At 73.8% G+C, this 14,010-nt stretch carries 14 protein-coding genes; 8 read left to right on the top strand and 6 right to left on the bottom strand.

Features of this window, described 5'->3' with window-relative positions; genetic code table 11:
• Positions 1-88: 88 nt before the first annotated feature.
• Both ABD269_RS18090 and ABD269_RS18085 read left to right on the top strand, forming a co-directional pair.
• On the top strand, positions 89-319 hold the full coding sequence (locus ABD269_RS18090) for a hypothetical protein (RefSeq protein WP_116210478.1): 231 nt from the start codon (positions 89-91) through the stop codon (positions 317-319).
• Positions 319-690: a toxin Doc gene (locus ABD269_RS18085; RefSeq protein ID WP_116210477.1), complete on the top strand. Its 372-nt coding sequence runs from the start codon at positions 319-321 to the stop codon at positions 688-690. The genes ABD269_RS18090 and ABD269_RS18085 overlap by 1 nt, the downstream gene beginning before the upstream one ends.
• Positions 691-748: 58 nt before the next feature.
• On the opposite strand, the gene ABD269_RS18080 is transcribed toward ABD269_RS18085, so the two are convergent.
• The 3 genes from ABD269_RS18080 to ABD269_RS18070 all read right to left on the bottom strand — a co-directional run bounded on the left by ABD269_RS18080 (position 749) and on the right by ABD269_RS18070 (position 5,406).
• Complete coding sequence (locus ABD269_RS18080) at positions 749-2,434, bottom strand: DUF885 domain-containing protein (RefSeq protein ID WP_344119020.1); 1,686 nt, start codon at positions 2,432-2,434, stop codon at positions 749-751.
• Positions 2,435-2,509: 75 nt separating this feature from the next.
• The gene (locus tag ABD269_RS18075; RefSeq protein ID WP_344119018.1) at positions 2,510-3,895 is read right to left on the bottom strand and encodes a GNAT family N-acetyltransferase; all 1,386 of its coding nucleotides are present in this window, start codon (positions 3,893-3,895) and stop codon (positions 2,510-2,512) included.
• Positions 3,896-4,017: 122 nt separating this feature from the next.
• Positions 4,018-5,406 (bottom strand): dihydrolipoyl dehydrogenase family protein, encoded by a 1,389-nt coding sequence (locus ABD269_RS18070; protein ID WP_344119016.1) that lies wholly within the window; start codon positions 5,404-5,406, stop codon positions 4,018-4,020.
• A gap of 164 nt (positions 5,407-5,570) precedes the next feature.
• Here ABD269_RS18070 and purB point away from each other — a divergent pair, with 164 nt between their 5' ends.
• From purB to ABD269_RS18050, 4 genes are all read left to right on the top strand, one after another.
• Complete coding sequence (purB, locus tag ABD269_RS18065; RefSeq protein WP_344119014.1) at positions 5,571-7,013, top strand: adenylosuccinate lyase; 1,443 nt, start codon at positions 5,571-5,573, stop codon at positions 7,011-7,013.
• 173 nt (positions 7,014-7,186) lie between these two features.
• Positions 7,187-7,612 (top strand): MscL family protein, encoded by a 426-nt coding sequence (locus ABD269_RS18060; protein WP_116210473.1) that lies wholly within the window; start codon positions 7,187-7,189, stop codon positions 7,610-7,612.
• 45 nt (positions 7,613-7,657) lie between these two features.
• Positions 7,658-8,164, top strand: a complete 507-nt coding sequence (gene mug / locus ABD269_RS18055) for a G/U mismatch-specific DNA glycosylase (protein WP_344119011.1) — start codon at positions 7,658-7,660, stop codon at positions 8,162-8,164.
• A gap of 191 nt (positions 8,165-8,355) precedes the next feature.
• Positions 8,356-9,522 carry an ROK family protein gene (locus ABD269_RS18050; protein WP_344119009.1) on the top strand — a complete coding sequence of 389 codons (1,167 nt, stop codon included), beginning with the start codon at positions 8,356-8,358 and terminating at the stop codon, positions 9,520-9,522.
• Between the two features lie 13 nt (positions 9,523-9,535).
• Here ABD269_RS18050 and ABD269_RS18045 read toward each other — a convergent pair whose 3' ends face one another.
• Entirely contained in the window at positions 9,536-10,276 is a 741-nt protein-coding gene (locus ABD269_RS18045) for a GntR family transcriptional regulator (RefSeq protein WP_344119007.1), read from the bottom strand.
• 176 nt (positions 10,277-10,452) lie between these two features.
• Here ABD269_RS18045 and ABD269_RS18040 point away from each other — a divergent pair, with 176 nt between their 5' ends.
• Positions 10,453-11,232 carry an SDR family NAD(P)-dependent oxidoreductase gene (locus tag ABD269_RS18040; protein WP_301889471.1) on the top strand — a complete coding sequence of 260 codons (780 nt, stop codon included), beginning with the start codon at positions 10,453-10,455 and terminating at the stop codon, positions 11,230-11,232.
• A 17-nt stretch (positions 11,233-11,249) separates the two neighbouring features.
• Here ABD269_RS18040 and ABD269_RS18035 read toward each other — a convergent pair whose 3' ends face one another.
• On the bottom strand, positions 11,250-12,137 hold the full coding sequence (locus tag ABD269_RS18035) for an RNA polymerase sigma-70 factor (RefSeq protein ID WP_344119005.1): 888 nt from the start codon (positions 12,135-12,137) through the stop codon (positions 11,250-11,252).
• A 156-nt stretch (positions 12,138-12,293) separates the two neighbouring features.
• On the opposite strand from ABD269_RS18035, the gene ABD269_RS18030 reads away from it, so the two are divergent.
• Positions 12,294-13,124: an alpha/beta fold hydrolase gene (locus tag ABD269_RS18030; protein ID WP_344119003.1), complete on the top strand. Its 831-nt coding sequence runs from the start codon at positions 12,294-12,296 to the stop codon at positions 13,122-13,124.
• Between the two features lie 17 nt (positions 13,125-13,141).
• On the opposite strand, the gene ABD269_RS18025 is transcribed toward ABD269_RS18030, so the two are convergent.
• The gene (locus ABD269_RS18025; RefSeq protein WP_344119001.1) at positions 13,142-13,948 is read right to left on the bottom strand and encodes an SGNH/GDSL hydrolase family protein; all 807 of its coding nucleotides are present in this window, start codon (positions 13,946-13,948) and stop codon (positions 13,142-13,144) included.
• Positions 13,949-14,010 lie beyond the last annotated feature (62 nt).

Raw genomic sequence — 14,010 nt, 5'->3', positions numbered from 1 at the left:
TGACTGTTCGACCGACGGGGCGCGGACGGATCCGAGAGGGCCGGGCCGACCCCTGCCGCGTGTGGTACTTGGCCGGTACCGTGGGGCCATGCCGGCACTCAACATTGAATTCACGGAAGAGGAGCTCGCGGCCATCCGTGAGGCCGCTGCCGCCGACGGGAAGAGCATCAAGGCCTATGTGCACGACCTGTCCGTGCGCGAGCAGCAGCGGCGCCGCTTCGTGGAGCGTGCCGCGAAGTTCTGGAACGAACACATAGAGGAATTCGACGCCGCCTTCCCTGAGGAGGCACCTCCGTCCGAGGGCGGTGCGGCCGCCTGATGACGTTGCTCATCGATCTGCCCTGGCTCCTCGGCGTACAGGAGCAGAAGCTGTACGAGGAGCCCGCCGTCCACGACTACACCGCCCTCGCCGCCGCGGTCTCCCGGCACGCCTTCGACGTCGCGAAGTTCGACCACGAGCCCGACGCCGCCTGGCGTGCCGCCGCCCTGATGCACACCCTGGTCAGGCTCCAGCCGCTGCCGGTGCGCAGCAGCCTCTACGCCTGCATGGTCGTCGTCGCCTATATGGCCGCCGCGGGCGAGGGCATCGACCCGCCCTACGGCTCCATAGTGGATCTCGCCAGGGACATCAAGGAATACCGCGTCGACGTCTACGAATGCGCCGACCGCATCCGGACCTGGCGCATCTGAGCCACCCAGCGCGGGGGCGGGCCGGATGTCGCACCGGGCCCGCCCCCGCGGTCGCGCGTCAGAGCGCCGAGAGCTCCGCCAGCAGGTCGTCCAGGCCCAGCGAACCCTGCGACAGCGCCGCCATGTGCCAGGCCTTCGCGTCGAACGCGTCACCGTGCGCCTCGCGGGCCGCGTCGCGCCCGGCCAGCCAGGCCCGCTCGCCGAGCTTGTAGCCGATGGCCTGGCCCGGGATGCCGAGGTAGCGCACCAGCTCGCTGTCGACGAAGCCCGCCGGGCGGCCGCTGTGCAGCCCGAAGAACTCCCGTGCCAGCTCGGGCGTCCACCGCTCGCCGGGGTGGAACGGCGAGTCCTCGGGGATCGGGAGCTCCAGGTGCATCCCGATGTCGACGATCACGCGCGTGGAGCGCATCATCTGGGCGTCCAGATAACCCAGTCGGCGCCCGGGGTCGCCGAGGAAGCCCAGCTCGTCCATGAGCCGCTCCGCGTACAGTGCCCAGCCCTCGCAGTTGGCGCTGACGTGGCCGACCGTGGTCTGGTAGCGCGAGAGCCGGTCCGCCACGTGCGCCCACTGCGCGAGCTGGAGGTGGTGGCCGGGCACGCCCTCGTGGTACCAGGTGGACACCAGGTCGTACTCCGGGAACCGGGTCTCGCCCATCGTCGGCAGCCACGTCCGGCCCGGTCGCGAGAAGTCCTCGGACGGCGAGCTGTAGTACGGGGCCGCGGCGCTGCCCGCGGGCGCGATCCGGGACTCCACCCGCTTGACCCGCTCGGCCAGTTCGAAGTGGGTGCCGTCCAGCGCCTCGATGGCCTCGTCCATCAGCTCCTGGAGCCACACCCGCACCTCCTCGACGCCCTCGATGTGCGGCCCGTGGACGTCGAGGTGGGCCAGCGCCTCCCACGGGGTCTTCGCACCGGGCAGGATCTTCTCGGCCTCGGTGCGCATCTCGGCGAGGATGCGGTGGAACTCCGACCAGCCGTACGCGTACGCCTCGTCGAGGTCGAGATCCGTGCCGTTCCACAGGCGCGACCAGCGGGCGTACCGCTCGCGGCCCACCACCTCGGGGGCCCCCTCGACGGCCGGGGCGTAGACGTCGCGCAGCCAGTCGCGCAGCGCGACGAGCCCCCCGGTCGCGGTGGCGGCGCTCTCCCGGAGCTCCGCGCGCAGCTCCTCGGGGCCCTGCGCGACGAACTCCGCGAACCAGCCGCCGTCCGTGCCGATCCACTCGTCCAACTGCCCGATGACGGTGGCCACCTGGCGCGGGCCCGCGGGCAGCTTCTGCGCGAGGCCCTCGGCGAGGGCCTCGCGGTAGGACTCCAGCGCCGTGGGCACGGCCCGCAGCCGCTCGGCGACCGCCGACCAGTCCTCGGCGCTCTCCGTCGGCATCATGGTGAACGTCTGCCGCACGGAGTGCACCGGGGAGTGGATGTTGCTGACCGCGCGCAGCTGCTCGCCCGCCTCGTGGACGGCGAGTTCGGCGGTGAGCCGCTCCCGCAGCAGGCGGGCGCAGCGCCGCTCGATGTCGCTGTCCGCGCCCGGCTGCCGCTCCGCCTCGGCCAGCCGGTCGAGGGTCGTGCGGGCCAGGTCGGCGAGGGCCCGTCCGCCCGCGGGCGAGAAGTCCGGCAGCCGCCGCGAGGACTCCGCCACCCCGAGATAGGTACCGGTGAGCGGGTCGAGTTCGATGAACGCGTCGACGTAGGCGTCGGCGACCTGACGGGGAAGCGGATTCACGGTGTTGTTCGCCATGCGGTCATCCTCGTACGCGTGAGGCGGCCGCGTCACCGGCATTTGGGGATCGGGATCTCGGGGCGGGGCGGCATTTCAGCGCTTGTGGGTGGAAGATCCCGTACGGGCCGGGGGCCTGGCCGGGACCGGGGCGAGGCGGGCCGTGACGACCAGGGTGCCCTCCTCGATCAGATAGTCCAGCGGCAGGTCCAGCGCGCGCATCGCCGCCACCATCGCGGTGTTGGACGCCTGGGTGACGGCGTAGACGCTCTCGCACCCCGCGTCCGCGGCCATCGCCACGAGCCTGCCCAGCAGTTCGCCGCCGACCCCGCGCCGCTGCCACGCGTCCTCGACGAGCAGCGAGATCTCGGTCTCCTCGCCGTCCCACAGCAGATGGCCGAGCGCCACCAGCCGGCCGGACGCCGTGTACGCGGCCAGGGTGCGGCCGAAGCGCGGGCTCAGCAGGTGGCGGAGATAGCGGTCGGCGTCGCCGACCGGTCCGTGGTAGCGCCGGGACAGCGTCGCGGGGGAGCAGCGCTCGTGCATCTCGCGCGCCGCGTCGAGATCGCCGAGTCCGGCGCGGCGCACGGTGATCTCGTTGCCCTCGGGCAGCGTCAGCACATCGCTGCGCGGCGGGACGCGCGGGCCGAGGCGGGCGTCCAGCTCGACCAGCGCGCGGGCCCGGGCGAACTCGGTGGGTGTGAAGGGGAGATGGGGGCGCTCGATGGTGATCGTCCCGCCCGAGGGGTCGGGCAGCCGCATCACCGTCTCCTCCCACACCCCCTCCGGGGGCACCGCCGGATCCGGGCCGCCCTCGGCTGCGGGCACCGAGCGGATGGCGCAGCGGCCGAACAACTGCCGCAGCGCGAGCGGGAGTTCCGCGGCGTCCAGGGCCGTGCGGGTGGCGAGGGTGAGCGCCCGGGTCGGGGCGTCCACGAGGTCGTGGGCGTCGGCGCGCTCCAGCCAGGTGCCGCTGCCGCCGCCCGCGGCAGCGGCGTCCGCCAGCTCGGCGGGCGTCAGGGCGTCCGGGGCGCGAAGCAGGAGCTCGTCCACGGCGCCGTCGGCCAGCGGGTGCGTCTGGAGCGCGAGGATGTCGACGCGGTGGTGGGCCAGCGCCATGCACAGCGCGGCGAGACTGCCGGGCTCGTCCCGCACGGTCGTCCGCATCCGCCACAGGGCGGTGCTCTGCCCGGTGACGGACGAGGGTGCCGTGCCGGCCTCGCCGCGCGCAGCGGCGAGGGTCTCGCCGGGGGATGGGGGAGCGGTGCGGTGCCGCCGCGCCCACCAGGTGTGGAAGCCTGCGGTGGCGAGCAGCGCGGCGGCCGAGGAGACCAGCAGGACGGGGCCGTCCGGGCCGTGCGCGACCGTGTTGGCCACGGAATCGGCGGCGGCGACCGCGGTGAACAGGGCGGCCAGCTCCACCAGATCCCGCCGCCAGTGATGGCGCGCGAGCGCGCTCTTCGCACGGGTCTCGTCAGTCATGGGCCCACCCTGACCGAACGGTGTTGCGTGATCACGAACGGCTTGTGACCGATGGGTTAAGGGTGGCCTTGTCGCCAACTGTCCGAGTTGCCAACTGTCCGGGAGGCTAACGATTCTGGTTGCTAATGGTCCGCCGCCCCGTGGTCGTCGCCCGACCGGAGATCGGCGAGCGCGGCCTCCACGCCCCGGTGGAAGGTCGGGTAGGCGTAGATCATATGGCGCAGGGCCTCCACCGGCACCTCCGCCTGGACCGCCACCGCCAGGCCGTACATCACCTCGCCGCCCGTCGGTCCCACCGTGGTCGCCCCGACCAGGACGCCGCGGTCGGCGTCCTCGACCAGTTTGATCAGCCCGTCGTTGCCCGCCTTGTGGATCCAGCCGCGCGTCGACGACGGCACCCGTGCGAGGCCGGTGCGCACGCGCAGCCCCTTCTCCCGCGCCTGATGCTCCGTCAGCCCCACGGCCCCGGCCTCCGGGTCGGTGAACGTCACCCTGGGCAGCGCGCGGTAGTCGGCCTCCGGCCCCGCCTCGCCCAGCACGGCGCGGATGACGATCTCGGCCTCGTACATCGCGACGTGCGTGAACGCGCCGTGCCCCGTCACGTCGCCCACGCCCCACAGCGCGTGCCCCGCCAGCAGCCGGCCGTCGACCTTCAGCGACCGCGCCTGCGGATCGAGTCCCACGGTCTCCAGGCCCAGGTCCGTGAGGTCGACCCGGCGGCCCGTGGCTACCAGCAGCCGGTCGGCCGTCAGCTCCGTGCCGTCCTCCAGGGTGAGCGTGAAGGTGTCCCCGCCGTGCCGCACCCGGGCCGCCCGGGCGCCGGTCCGGATGCGCAGCCCCTCCCGCCGCAGCACCTCCGCCAGCAGCTCGCCCGCCTCCGGCTCCTCGGCCGGGATCAGCCCCGCCATGGCCTCCACGATCTCGACGCGGGTGCCGAACCGGGCGTAGACCTGCGCGAGTTCCAGCCCGATGGCGCCGCCGCCGAGCACGAGCAGCGAGCCCGGCGCCTCCTTCGCGGACACCGCGTCGCGATTGGTCCAGTACGGCACCTCCGCCAGGCCGGGCACCGGCGGTACGGACGGCTTGGTGCCGGTCGCGATCACGACCCCGCGCCGGGCCTCGAAGACCTCGCCGTCCACCTCGACCCGGCCGGGTCCGGCCAGCCGCCCGTGCCCCCGGACCAGGCGGCCGCCCTTGCCGGTGAAGCGGTCGGCCGCCACCCGGTCGTTCCAGTCGTCGGTGGCCTCGTCGCGGATCCGGGCGGCCACCGGCGCCCAGTCCGGCGTCACCTGCGACGCCCCGGCCATGCCGGGGATCCGGCGCCCCTCCGCCAGCAGGTTCCCCGCCCGGATCATCATCTTGCTCGGCACGCACCCCCAGTACGGGCACTCGCCGCCGACCAGCTCCGCCTCGACGCCCACCACGCTCAGCCCGGCCTCGGCCAGCCGCCCCGCCACATGCTCGCCGCCCGGCCCCATGCCGATGACGACGACATCCACCTGCTCGGCCATCGCGCGCAACCTTCCGTCGGCGTTCCCCGGTGTACGCGCACCACCATCCCACCCGCCGCCGCGCCCGGCACGTGCACGACGCATCCCGCGGGACCCCTCTCGTAGCAACGCACGAACCGAGCCGGGGCGCTGGCCTGCGGGAACCGCCAGTAGACTCTGGTCGTGTGACAGCTGCGCCTTTGAAGCCCCGCATTCCCAACGTCCTCGCCGGCCGCTACGCCTCCGCCGAGCTCGCCGTCCTGTGGTCCCCCGAGTACAAGGTCACCCTGGAGCGCAGGCTCTGGCTGGCCGTGCTGCGCGCCCAGAAGGACCTGGGTATCGAGGTGCCGGACGCCGCCCTCGCCGACTACGAGCGCGTCCTGGACCAGGTCGACCTGGCCTCGATCGCCGAGCGCGAGAAGGTCACCCGCCACGACGTGAAGGCCCGGATCGAGGAGTTCAACGCCCTCGCCGGCCATGAGCACGTCCACAAGGGCATGACGTCCCGCGACCTCACGGAGAACGTCGAGCAGCTCCAGATCCGGCTCTCGCTGGAGCTCGTCCGCGACCGTGCCGTCGCCGTCCTGGCCCGGCTGGGCAAGCTGGCCGGCGAGCACGCCGAGCTGGTCATGGCGGGCCGCTCGCACAACGTCGCCGCCCAGGCCACCACCCTCGGCAAGCGCTTCGCGACCACGGCCGACGAGCTGCTCGTCGCCTACGGCCGACTGGAGGAGCTGCTGGGCCGCTATCCGCTGCGCGGCATCAAGGGCCCGGTCGGCACCGCCCAGGACATGCTCGACCTGCTCGGCGGCGACGCCGCGAAGCTGGACGAGCTGGAGCGCCGGATCGCGGGCCACCTCGGCTTCGCGCACGCCTTCACCTCCGTCGGCCAGGTCTACCCGCGCTCCCTCGACTACGACGTCGTCACCGCGCTGGTGCAGCTCGCCGCGGCCCCCTCCTCGCTCGCCAAGACGATCCGGCTGATGGCCGGCCACGAGCTGGTGACCGAGGGCTTCAAGCCCGGCCAGGTCGGCTCGTCCGCGATGCCGCACAAGATGAACACCCGCTCCTGCGAGCGCGTCAACGGTCTCATGGTCATCCTGCGCGGCTACGCCTCGATGACCGGCGAGCTGGCGGGCGACCAGTGGAACGAGGGCGACGTCTCCTGCTCCGTGGTGCGCCGCGTCGCGCTGCCGGACGCGTTCTTCGCGCTCGACGGCCTGCTGGAGACCTTCCTGACGGTCCTCGACGAGTTCGGTGCCTTCCCCGCGGTCGTCGCCCGCGAGCTGGACCGCTACCTCCCCTTCCTCGCCACCACCAAGGTGCTGATGGCCGCGGTGCGGGCCGGGGTCGGCCGGGAGGTCGCGCACGAGGCCATCAAGGAGCACGCCGTGGCCTCCGCGCTGGCCATGCGCGAGCAGGGCGCCGAGCGCAACGAGCTGCTCGACAAGCTGGCGGCCGACGACCGCATCCCGCTGGACCGCGCCGGTCTGGATGCCCTGATGGCCGACAAGCTGTCCTTCAGCGGTGCCGCCGCCGACCAGGTCGCCCTGGTCGTCGCCCGCATCGAGGAGATCGCCAAGCGCCACCCGGAGGCCGCCGCGTACACCCCGGGGTCGATCCTCTAGCCCGGCGGCTCCTCCAGCCGAGCCCCGGCCGCCCGTGGCGGTGCCCTCCCCGAGGGGGCACCGCCACGGGCGTTCTGCGTATCCGGGTCGGCCGCGCCGTACCACCGCAGGCGGAAGTCCGGAATGTACCGTTCTGCGTGGTCTCATCGGATGCCCGACGCTAGGAGACGGCCGTGCTCAAGGGATTCAAGAACTTCATCATGCGCGGTGACATCGTCACCGTGGCCGTGGGCCTGATCATCGCCCTCGCGATGAGCACGCTCATCAAGGCGTTCACCGACTTCGTGGTCAACCCGGTCATCACCCGCGCCCAGGGCGGCCACTCCATGGGGCTCGGCTGGCAGCTCGGCCGGACCGGCAACCGCGCCACCTACCTCGACCTCGGGGCGTTCCTCTCCGCCGTCGTGTACTTCCTCATCTTCATGGCCGTCGTCTACTTCCTCATCGTCGTCCCCTACAAGCACGTCCAGGCGCGGCGCGGACTGGTCGTCTTCGGCGATCCCGGGCCGCTCAAGACCTGCCCGGCCTGCCTGTCGGAGGACCTCCCGGAGCGGGCCCGCAAGTGCCTCCACTGCGGCACGGAGCAGCCCGCGGTATAGGCTTCCCGGAAGCCTGAAAACCTGAAAAAGGGGAGGGGACGCCCGGTGGTGCCCGATGTCGTCGCGGAGGATCTCCGCGTGCTCTTCTGCGGCATCAACCCGGGCCTGATGTCCGAGGCCACCGGCCACCACTTCGCCCGCCCCGGCAACCGGTTCTGGCCCGTCCTGCACCTCTCCGGCTTCACCCCGCGCCGCCTGGAGCCTTCCGAGCAGGACGAACTGCTCTCGTACGGCCTGGGCATCACCAACGTCGTCGCCCGCCCCTCCGCGCGGGCGGACGAGCTGAGCGACGAGGAGTTCCGCGAGGGCGGCCGCATCCTCACCGAGAAGGTCGCCCGGCTGCGCCCGCGCTGGCTGGCCGTCGCGGGCATCACCGCCTACCGCGTCGCCTTCGACGACAAGCGCGCCCGGATCGGCCCGCAGGACCGCACGATCGGCGCCACCCGGATCTGGGCACTGCCCAACCCCAGCGGCCTCAACGCCCACTGGCCGCTGCCGAAGATGACCGAGGAGTTCGAGCGGCTGCGCGCCGCGACCGGGCTCCCCGGCTGACCGGACCCCACCGCCGTCCGCCGGGACGGCGAAGCGGCACGTCAGCGTCGCCCCGGGCGGACCGGAGGCGCGGAAGCGGACCCGGGCGGAATTCCTGCCCCCGGGTGAGGTCCCGAGGCTCGCCGCCCTCCCCGGCACCGGATACCATCCGACCCGACAGCAAAGGGCACGCAAAGCGAGGAGGCGGCACGTTGGGGCGGCTCACCGGCGGGGATCCGTCTCTGCTGCGGCGGATCAATTCGGCCGTGGTACTGCACGCGCTGCGCGCGGCGGCTCCTCCCGCTTCCCCCACGCTCACCGACCTGACCAAGGTGACGGGCCTGTCCCGGCCCACCGTCGAGGGCGTGGTCGAGGGGCTGATGGAGTCCGGCCTGGTCGTGGAGGTGCCCGCCGAGGAGGGCGAGGCCCGGCGCCAGGGCCGCCCGGCCCGGCGCTTCCGCTTCCGCGTGGAGGCCGGCCACCTGATGGGCATCGAGATCGGCCCGCACCGGATCGCCGCCCTGATGGCCGACCTGGGCGGGCGGGTCATGGGCTCGACGTCCCTCGACGTCGCGGAGACCGCCTCGGCCGACGAGCGCCTGGGGTGTGTACGGGTCGCGGTCGCCGACCTGCTGGAGCGCTCGGGCGTGCCCCGCAGCAGGCTGCGGGCGGTCGGCGTGGCCAGCCCCGGCATCGTGGAGGCCGACGGGACCGTACGGCTGGGGACCGCCCTGCCGGGCTGGACGGGCCTGCCGCTGGGGGAGCGGCTGCAACGCTCCTTCCGCTGCCCGGTGCTGGTCGAGAACGACGCGAACGCGGCCGCCGTGGCCGAGCACTGGAAGGGCGCGGCCACCGCCTCGGACGACGTGGTGTTCGTCCTGGCCGGGCTGAGCCCGGGCGCCGGGTCGCTGATCGGCGGCCGGCTGCACCGCGGGTACGGCGGCGCGGCCGGGGAGATCGGCGCGCTGCACCTCCTGGGCCGGGAGGCCACCCCCGAGGTGGTGCTGTCCACGACGGGCGAACCCCTGCACCCGCTGGACGAGGCGCAGGTGGCACGGGTCTTCACGCTGGCCCGGGAGGGCGACGAGCGGGCCGGTGCGGCCGTCGACCGGTTCATCCGGCGCCTGGTGCACGACGTGGCCGCCCTGGTGCTGGCGCTCGACCCGGAGCTCGTCGTGGTGGGCGGCTGGGCCGCGGGCCTCAGCGGCGTCCTGGAACCCCTGCGCACGGAGCTGGCCCGCTACTGCCTGCGCCCGCCGCGGGTGGTGCAGTCGCTGCTGGGCGAGGCGGCGGTCGCTACGGGCGCGCTGCGCCTGGCCCTCGACCACGTGGAGGAGCAACTGTTCGCGGTCGAGAGCACGGTGACGGCGCGGCGCTGAGCCGCGCCCGCCGTCAGCCGGCCAGCAGCTGCATCCCCGAGTCGCCGAAGGTGAGCCGGCAGGTGTCGGCCCGGTAGGTGGCCACCGCCACCGCTCCCGTGCGGCCCGCCGTGAAATAGCGGGTGGTCACCACGAGCACGGGCGCGCCGGGCAGCCGGTCGAGCTGCTTGGCGTCGTCGGCGCGGGCGGAGCCGAGCTCCACGGCCTGGTCCTGGCCGTCGAGCTCCAGACGCTGCAACTCCCGCAGCACGGCGCGGGCGCGGGCCGCGCCCGACGGCGCGTCGAGGGCGGCGAGCCCCGGCACGCTGCCCGTCGGGACGTACAGCAACTCGGCGGCCACGGGCTGGCCGTGGGTGCGGCGGGTACGGCGGACGGTGTGCACGAGCTCGCCGCCGACCGTGTCCAGGAGACGGGCGACGGCCGCGGGCGGCGCCGCGTCCGCGCAGTCGACGGCCAGCCAGGCGTCCGGACCGGCGCCGGGCCAGGAGTGTTCGGTGTCACCGACGGCGACGCCCATGCGCGGCGGGGCGACGGTGGTGCCGACGCCGCGGCGGCGCTGGAGGCGCCCTTCCAGCTCGAGCTGTTCGAGTGCCTGGCGGAGCGTGGCCCGCGCGACGCCGAAACGGGCCGCGAGCTCGCGCTCGTTCGGCAGGATCTCGCCCACCGCGAACTCGGAGTCGAGTGCGTCGGTGAGCACGGTCTTCAGGTGCCAGTACTTCGGCTCCGGCACCGTGTCCAGCTGCGTGGTCCCCACCCTGATCCTCCGCAAAGGCTTTTCGCGCGCTTCTTTATTAAAGGTTGTTGCAGTATGCCTGCGACCATAAGGCGGCACACAGACTTGGTCAAGACCAATGCCGTGATTGTCGGACCGGGCGGGCACGGGCCGGGGCCGGGCGCCGCCCGCGGGGGTGCGCCGTCTAGGGTGCGGGCATGACTGCGCAGGCGTATCTCTCCGAACTGTTCTCGCTGGACGGCCGGGTGGCCGTGGTGACCGGCGGGAGTTCCGGCATCGGCCGGGCCATCACCGGGGCCCTCGCCCGTGCCGGGGCGGGCGTCGTGGTCGTGGCGCGCAGGGAGGCGGAGCTGACCGCCACGGTCGACGAGCTGACGGCCGACGGCTGCCGCGCGGGCTGGGTGAGCGCCGACCTGGGCACCCGCGAGGGTGTGCGCGCCGCGGCCGAGGAGGCGGCCGGGGTGTTCGGGGAGCCCGACATCCTCGTCAACTGTGCCGGGGTCAACCTGCGGCCGCCGATGGGCGAGCTGGGCGACGAGGTCTGGGACACCACGATGGCGGTGAACCTGGAGGCGCCCCACCTGCTGGGACAGCGGTTCGGCCCCGGCATGGCCGAGCGCGGCTTCGGCCGGATCATCCACATCACCTCCCAGCAGGCGCACCGGGCGTTCGTCCAGAGCGGCGCCTACGGCGTCTCCAAGGGGGCGCTGGAATCGCTGGCCCGCTCACAGGCCGAGGCGTGGTCGCCGTACGGCGTCACCTGCAACACGCTCGTGCCGGGCTTCGTGATGACGCCGCTGAACGCACAGCTGTCGTCCGACCCTGCGAGGGTGGCGGCGCTGGCGGCGCGCACGATGGTCGGACGCAACGGCCTGGCCGAGGACTTCGCCGGCGCGGCGGTGTTCCTCGCGAGCCGCGCCTCCGCCTATGTCACCGGCCAGTCGATCTTCGTCGACGGCGGCTTCTCCGTGCACTGACCGATGGGACACCGGGGTCAGGGCGCGAGCCCCGCGAGCTTGTCGGGGTTGCGCTGGATGTAGACGGCCGCGATCCGGCCGTCGCCGGAGAGCTCGATGCTGAGGACGCTGTCCGGTCGGCCCGCCGACAGGACGAGCAGTGCGGGCCGGCCGTTGAGCTCCAGGAAGCGGAACTCCGGCTCGGCCACGCCCGTCCGGGACACCGCGAAGAGGAACCGCCCGACCTTGTCGGCGCTTTGAAGGACCCGCAGCGGGGCCTTGGACTTCCCGCCGCTGTCGCCCACGAGCCGCACGTCGGGCGCGAGCAGCGCCAGCAGGTCCTCGAGGCTCCCGCCGGTCGCGGCCGCCAGGAACTTCTCGGTGAGGGCGCGCTGTTCGGCGGCGTCCACCGGGAACCGCGGCCTGCCCTCGTCGACATGGCGGCGCGCCCGTCCGGCGAGCTGCCGCACGGCCGCCTCCGAGCGGTCGAGCACGGCGGCGATCTCCTGATACGGGAACGCGAAGGCCTCGCGGAGCACGAAGACCGCGCGCTCCAGCGGCGAGAGCGACTCCAGGACGACCAGCACGCCCAGCGAGACGGACTCGGCGAGCACGGCCCGCTCGGCGGTGTCGGGGACGGTCGCCCCGAAGTCCGTGGCGAGCGGCTCCGGGAGCCACTGGCCGACGTAGGTCTCGCGCCGGGACTGCACCTGGCGCAGCCGGTCGATCGCCAGCCGGGTGGTGACGCGCACCAGGAACCCGCGGGCGTCGCGCACCTCCTCGCGGTCGGCGCGCGACCAGCGCAGCCACGCATCCTGCACGACGTCCTCGGCGTCCGCGACGCGGCCCAGCATGCGATAGGCCACGCCGGTCAGGACGCTGCGGTGCTCCTCGAAGACGTCGAGCGCGGGGTCACGTACGGTCACGGGGTCCATCCCACCGTGACCGGGCCGGAGTTGTCCATATGAGCCGCCTCTCACCCGCGGCGGCCGCGCCGTTCCGGGGTCTACCCAGCGGTAATCGTTGCTGACATCCTGTCTCGACAGCCCAGCAGTGACCCGTGGATGACGAGGAGTCGCCCCATGGCCGACACGGTCGCCTTCACCATCGACACCCCCGCAGGAGAGCGGACCGCCGAGGTGTCCTACGAACGGCTCGGCGGCGGGGAACCCCTGGTCCTGCTGCACGGCATCGGCCACCACCTCCAGGTGTGGGACCCCGTCGCGGGCATCCTCGCCGCCGAGCGCGACGTCATCGCCGTCGACCTGCCGGGCTTCGGCCGCTCCCCGGCGCTGCCCGACGGGATCCGCTACGACCTCCAGGGCGTGCTCCCCGTCCTGACCGGGCTCTTCGAGGTGCTCGGCGTGCGGCAGCCGCACGTCGTGGGCAACTCCCTCGGCGGGCTGCTCGCCCTCCAGCTCGGCCACGACAAGCTCGCACGCTCCGTCACGGCGCTCTCGCCCGCCGGGTTCTGGAACGAGGCCGAACGCCTCTACGCCTTCGGGGTGCTCAGAGCGATGCGGCACGGCGCCGTGACCATGCCCCCGAGACTGGTGGCCCGGCTGGCCCGTACGACCGCGGGGCGGGCGATGCTGGTCGGGTCCATCTACGCCCGGCCCGCGCTCCGTTCGCCCGACGCCGTGATCGCCGAGACGCGGGCCCTGCGCGAGGCCACCGGCTTCGACGCGACCCTGGCCGCGGGCCGGTCGGGGCGGTTCACCCACGACGTGCCCGACGTCCCGGTCACCATAGGCTGGGGCAGCAAGGACCGGCTGCTGGTGCCGCGGCAGGGCATCCGCGCCAAGAAGACGATCCCGGGCGCCCGGCTGCTGCGGCTGTCCGGCTGCGGGCACGTGCCCATGAACGACGACCCGGAGCTGGTCGCCCGCGTCATCCTCGACGCGACCCGCTGACCGCCGGCCTCCGGCCGTCAGCCTTCGGTGCGCGACGGGCCCAGGACCACCGGCCGGGCCGTGCCCAGCTCGGCGTCGAAGTGCGCCCCCACCCGTCCGTCCCCCGACGAGCGGCCCGTCAGCCGGCGCCCGACCCACGGCAGCAGGTGCTCCCGGGCGAACCGGGCGTCGGAGACCCGGCGGGCGGCCCAGCCGGGCCGGACGAACGGGGGCAGCGGGGCGCGCCAGTCGAGCTCCGGCTCATGGCCGAGCGCCTGCCACACGGCCTCGGCCACCCGCCGGTGGCCCTCCGCGTTCAGGTGCAGCCGGTCCTCCGCCCACATCCGCGGGTCACCGAGCACATCGGCCCCGAAGAGGTCCACCACCAGCGCGCCGTGCCGCGCGGCGAGCTCGTCGACGAAGCCGAAGAGCTGCTCCATGCGCGGCCGGAACCGCTCGAGCACCGGGCCGTGCCGCCCGGGGCTGCGCATCAGCACCAGCTGCCCGCAGCTCGGCGCGATCCGGTCCGCCGCCTCGGCCAGCCGGGCGCACACCAGGTCCACGTCGCACTTCGGGCGCAGCACGTCGTTGAGCCCGCCGACCAGGGTCGCCAGGTCGGCGCCCATGGCCGCGGCGGCGGCCGACTGCTCGTCCGCGATCTGGCCGATCAGCTTCCCGCGCACGGCCAGATTGGCGTAGCGGAAGCCGGGCGCACGGGCCGCCAGCCGCGCCGCGAGGAGATCGGCCCAGCCGCGGTAGGAACCGTCGGGCAGCCGGTCGGACATCCCCTCGGTGAAGGAGTCGCCGACCGCGACGAAGCTGGTGTATGTGGCATTCATCTGCATGGCGCCGCGATCCTACTCCTGTCCGGCGGGCGCCCCCGGGGCGGTGCCGGCACCGCCCCGGG

Source organism: Streptomyces blastmyceticus (assembly GCF_039521185.1).
GTDB classification, from domain to species: Bacteria; Actinomycetota; Actinomycetes; order Streptomycetales; family Streptomycetaceae; genus Streptomyces; species Streptomyces blastmyceticus.
This window is presented reverse-complemented; position numbering and strand designations above follow the sequence as displayed.

What these genes read in the sequence shown, in the direction of transcription:
- ABD269_RS18075 (WP_344119018.1), bottom strand. Translation starts at nt 3,895, where the DNA reads ATGACTGACGAGACCCGTGCGAAGAGCGCGCTCGCGCGCCATCACTGG.
- ABD269_RS18085 (WP_116210477.1), top strand. Translation starts at nt 319, where the DNA reads ATGACGTTGCTCATCGATCTGCCCTGGCTCCTCGGCGTACAGGAGCAG.
- ABD269_RS18030 (WP_344119003.1), top strand. Translation starts at nt 12,294, where the DNA reads ATGGCCGACACGGTCGCCTTCACCATCGACACCCCCGCAGGAGAGCGG.
- ABD269_RS18070 (WP_344119016.1), bottom strand. Translation starts at nt 5,406, where the DNA reads ATGGCCGAGCAGGTGGATGTCGTCGTCATCGGCATGGGGCCGGGCGGC.
- ABD269_RS18040 (WP_301889471.1), top strand. Translation starts at nt 10,453, where the DNA reads ATGACTGCGCAGGCGTATCTCTCCGAACTGTTCTCGCTGGACGGCCGG.
- ABD269_RS18090 (WP_116210478.1), top strand. Translation starts at nt 89, where the DNA reads ATGCCGGCACTCAACATTGAATTCACGGAAGAGGAGCTCGCGGCCATC.
- ABD269_RS18025 (WP_344119001.1), bottom strand. Translation starts at nt 13,948, where the DNA reads ATGCAGATGAATGCCACATACACCAGCTTCGTCGCGGTCGGCGACTCC.
- ABD269_RS18080 (WP_344119020.1), bottom strand. Translation starts at nt 2,434, where the DNA reads ATGGCGAACAACACCGTGAATCCGCTTCCCCGTCAGGTCGCCGACGCC.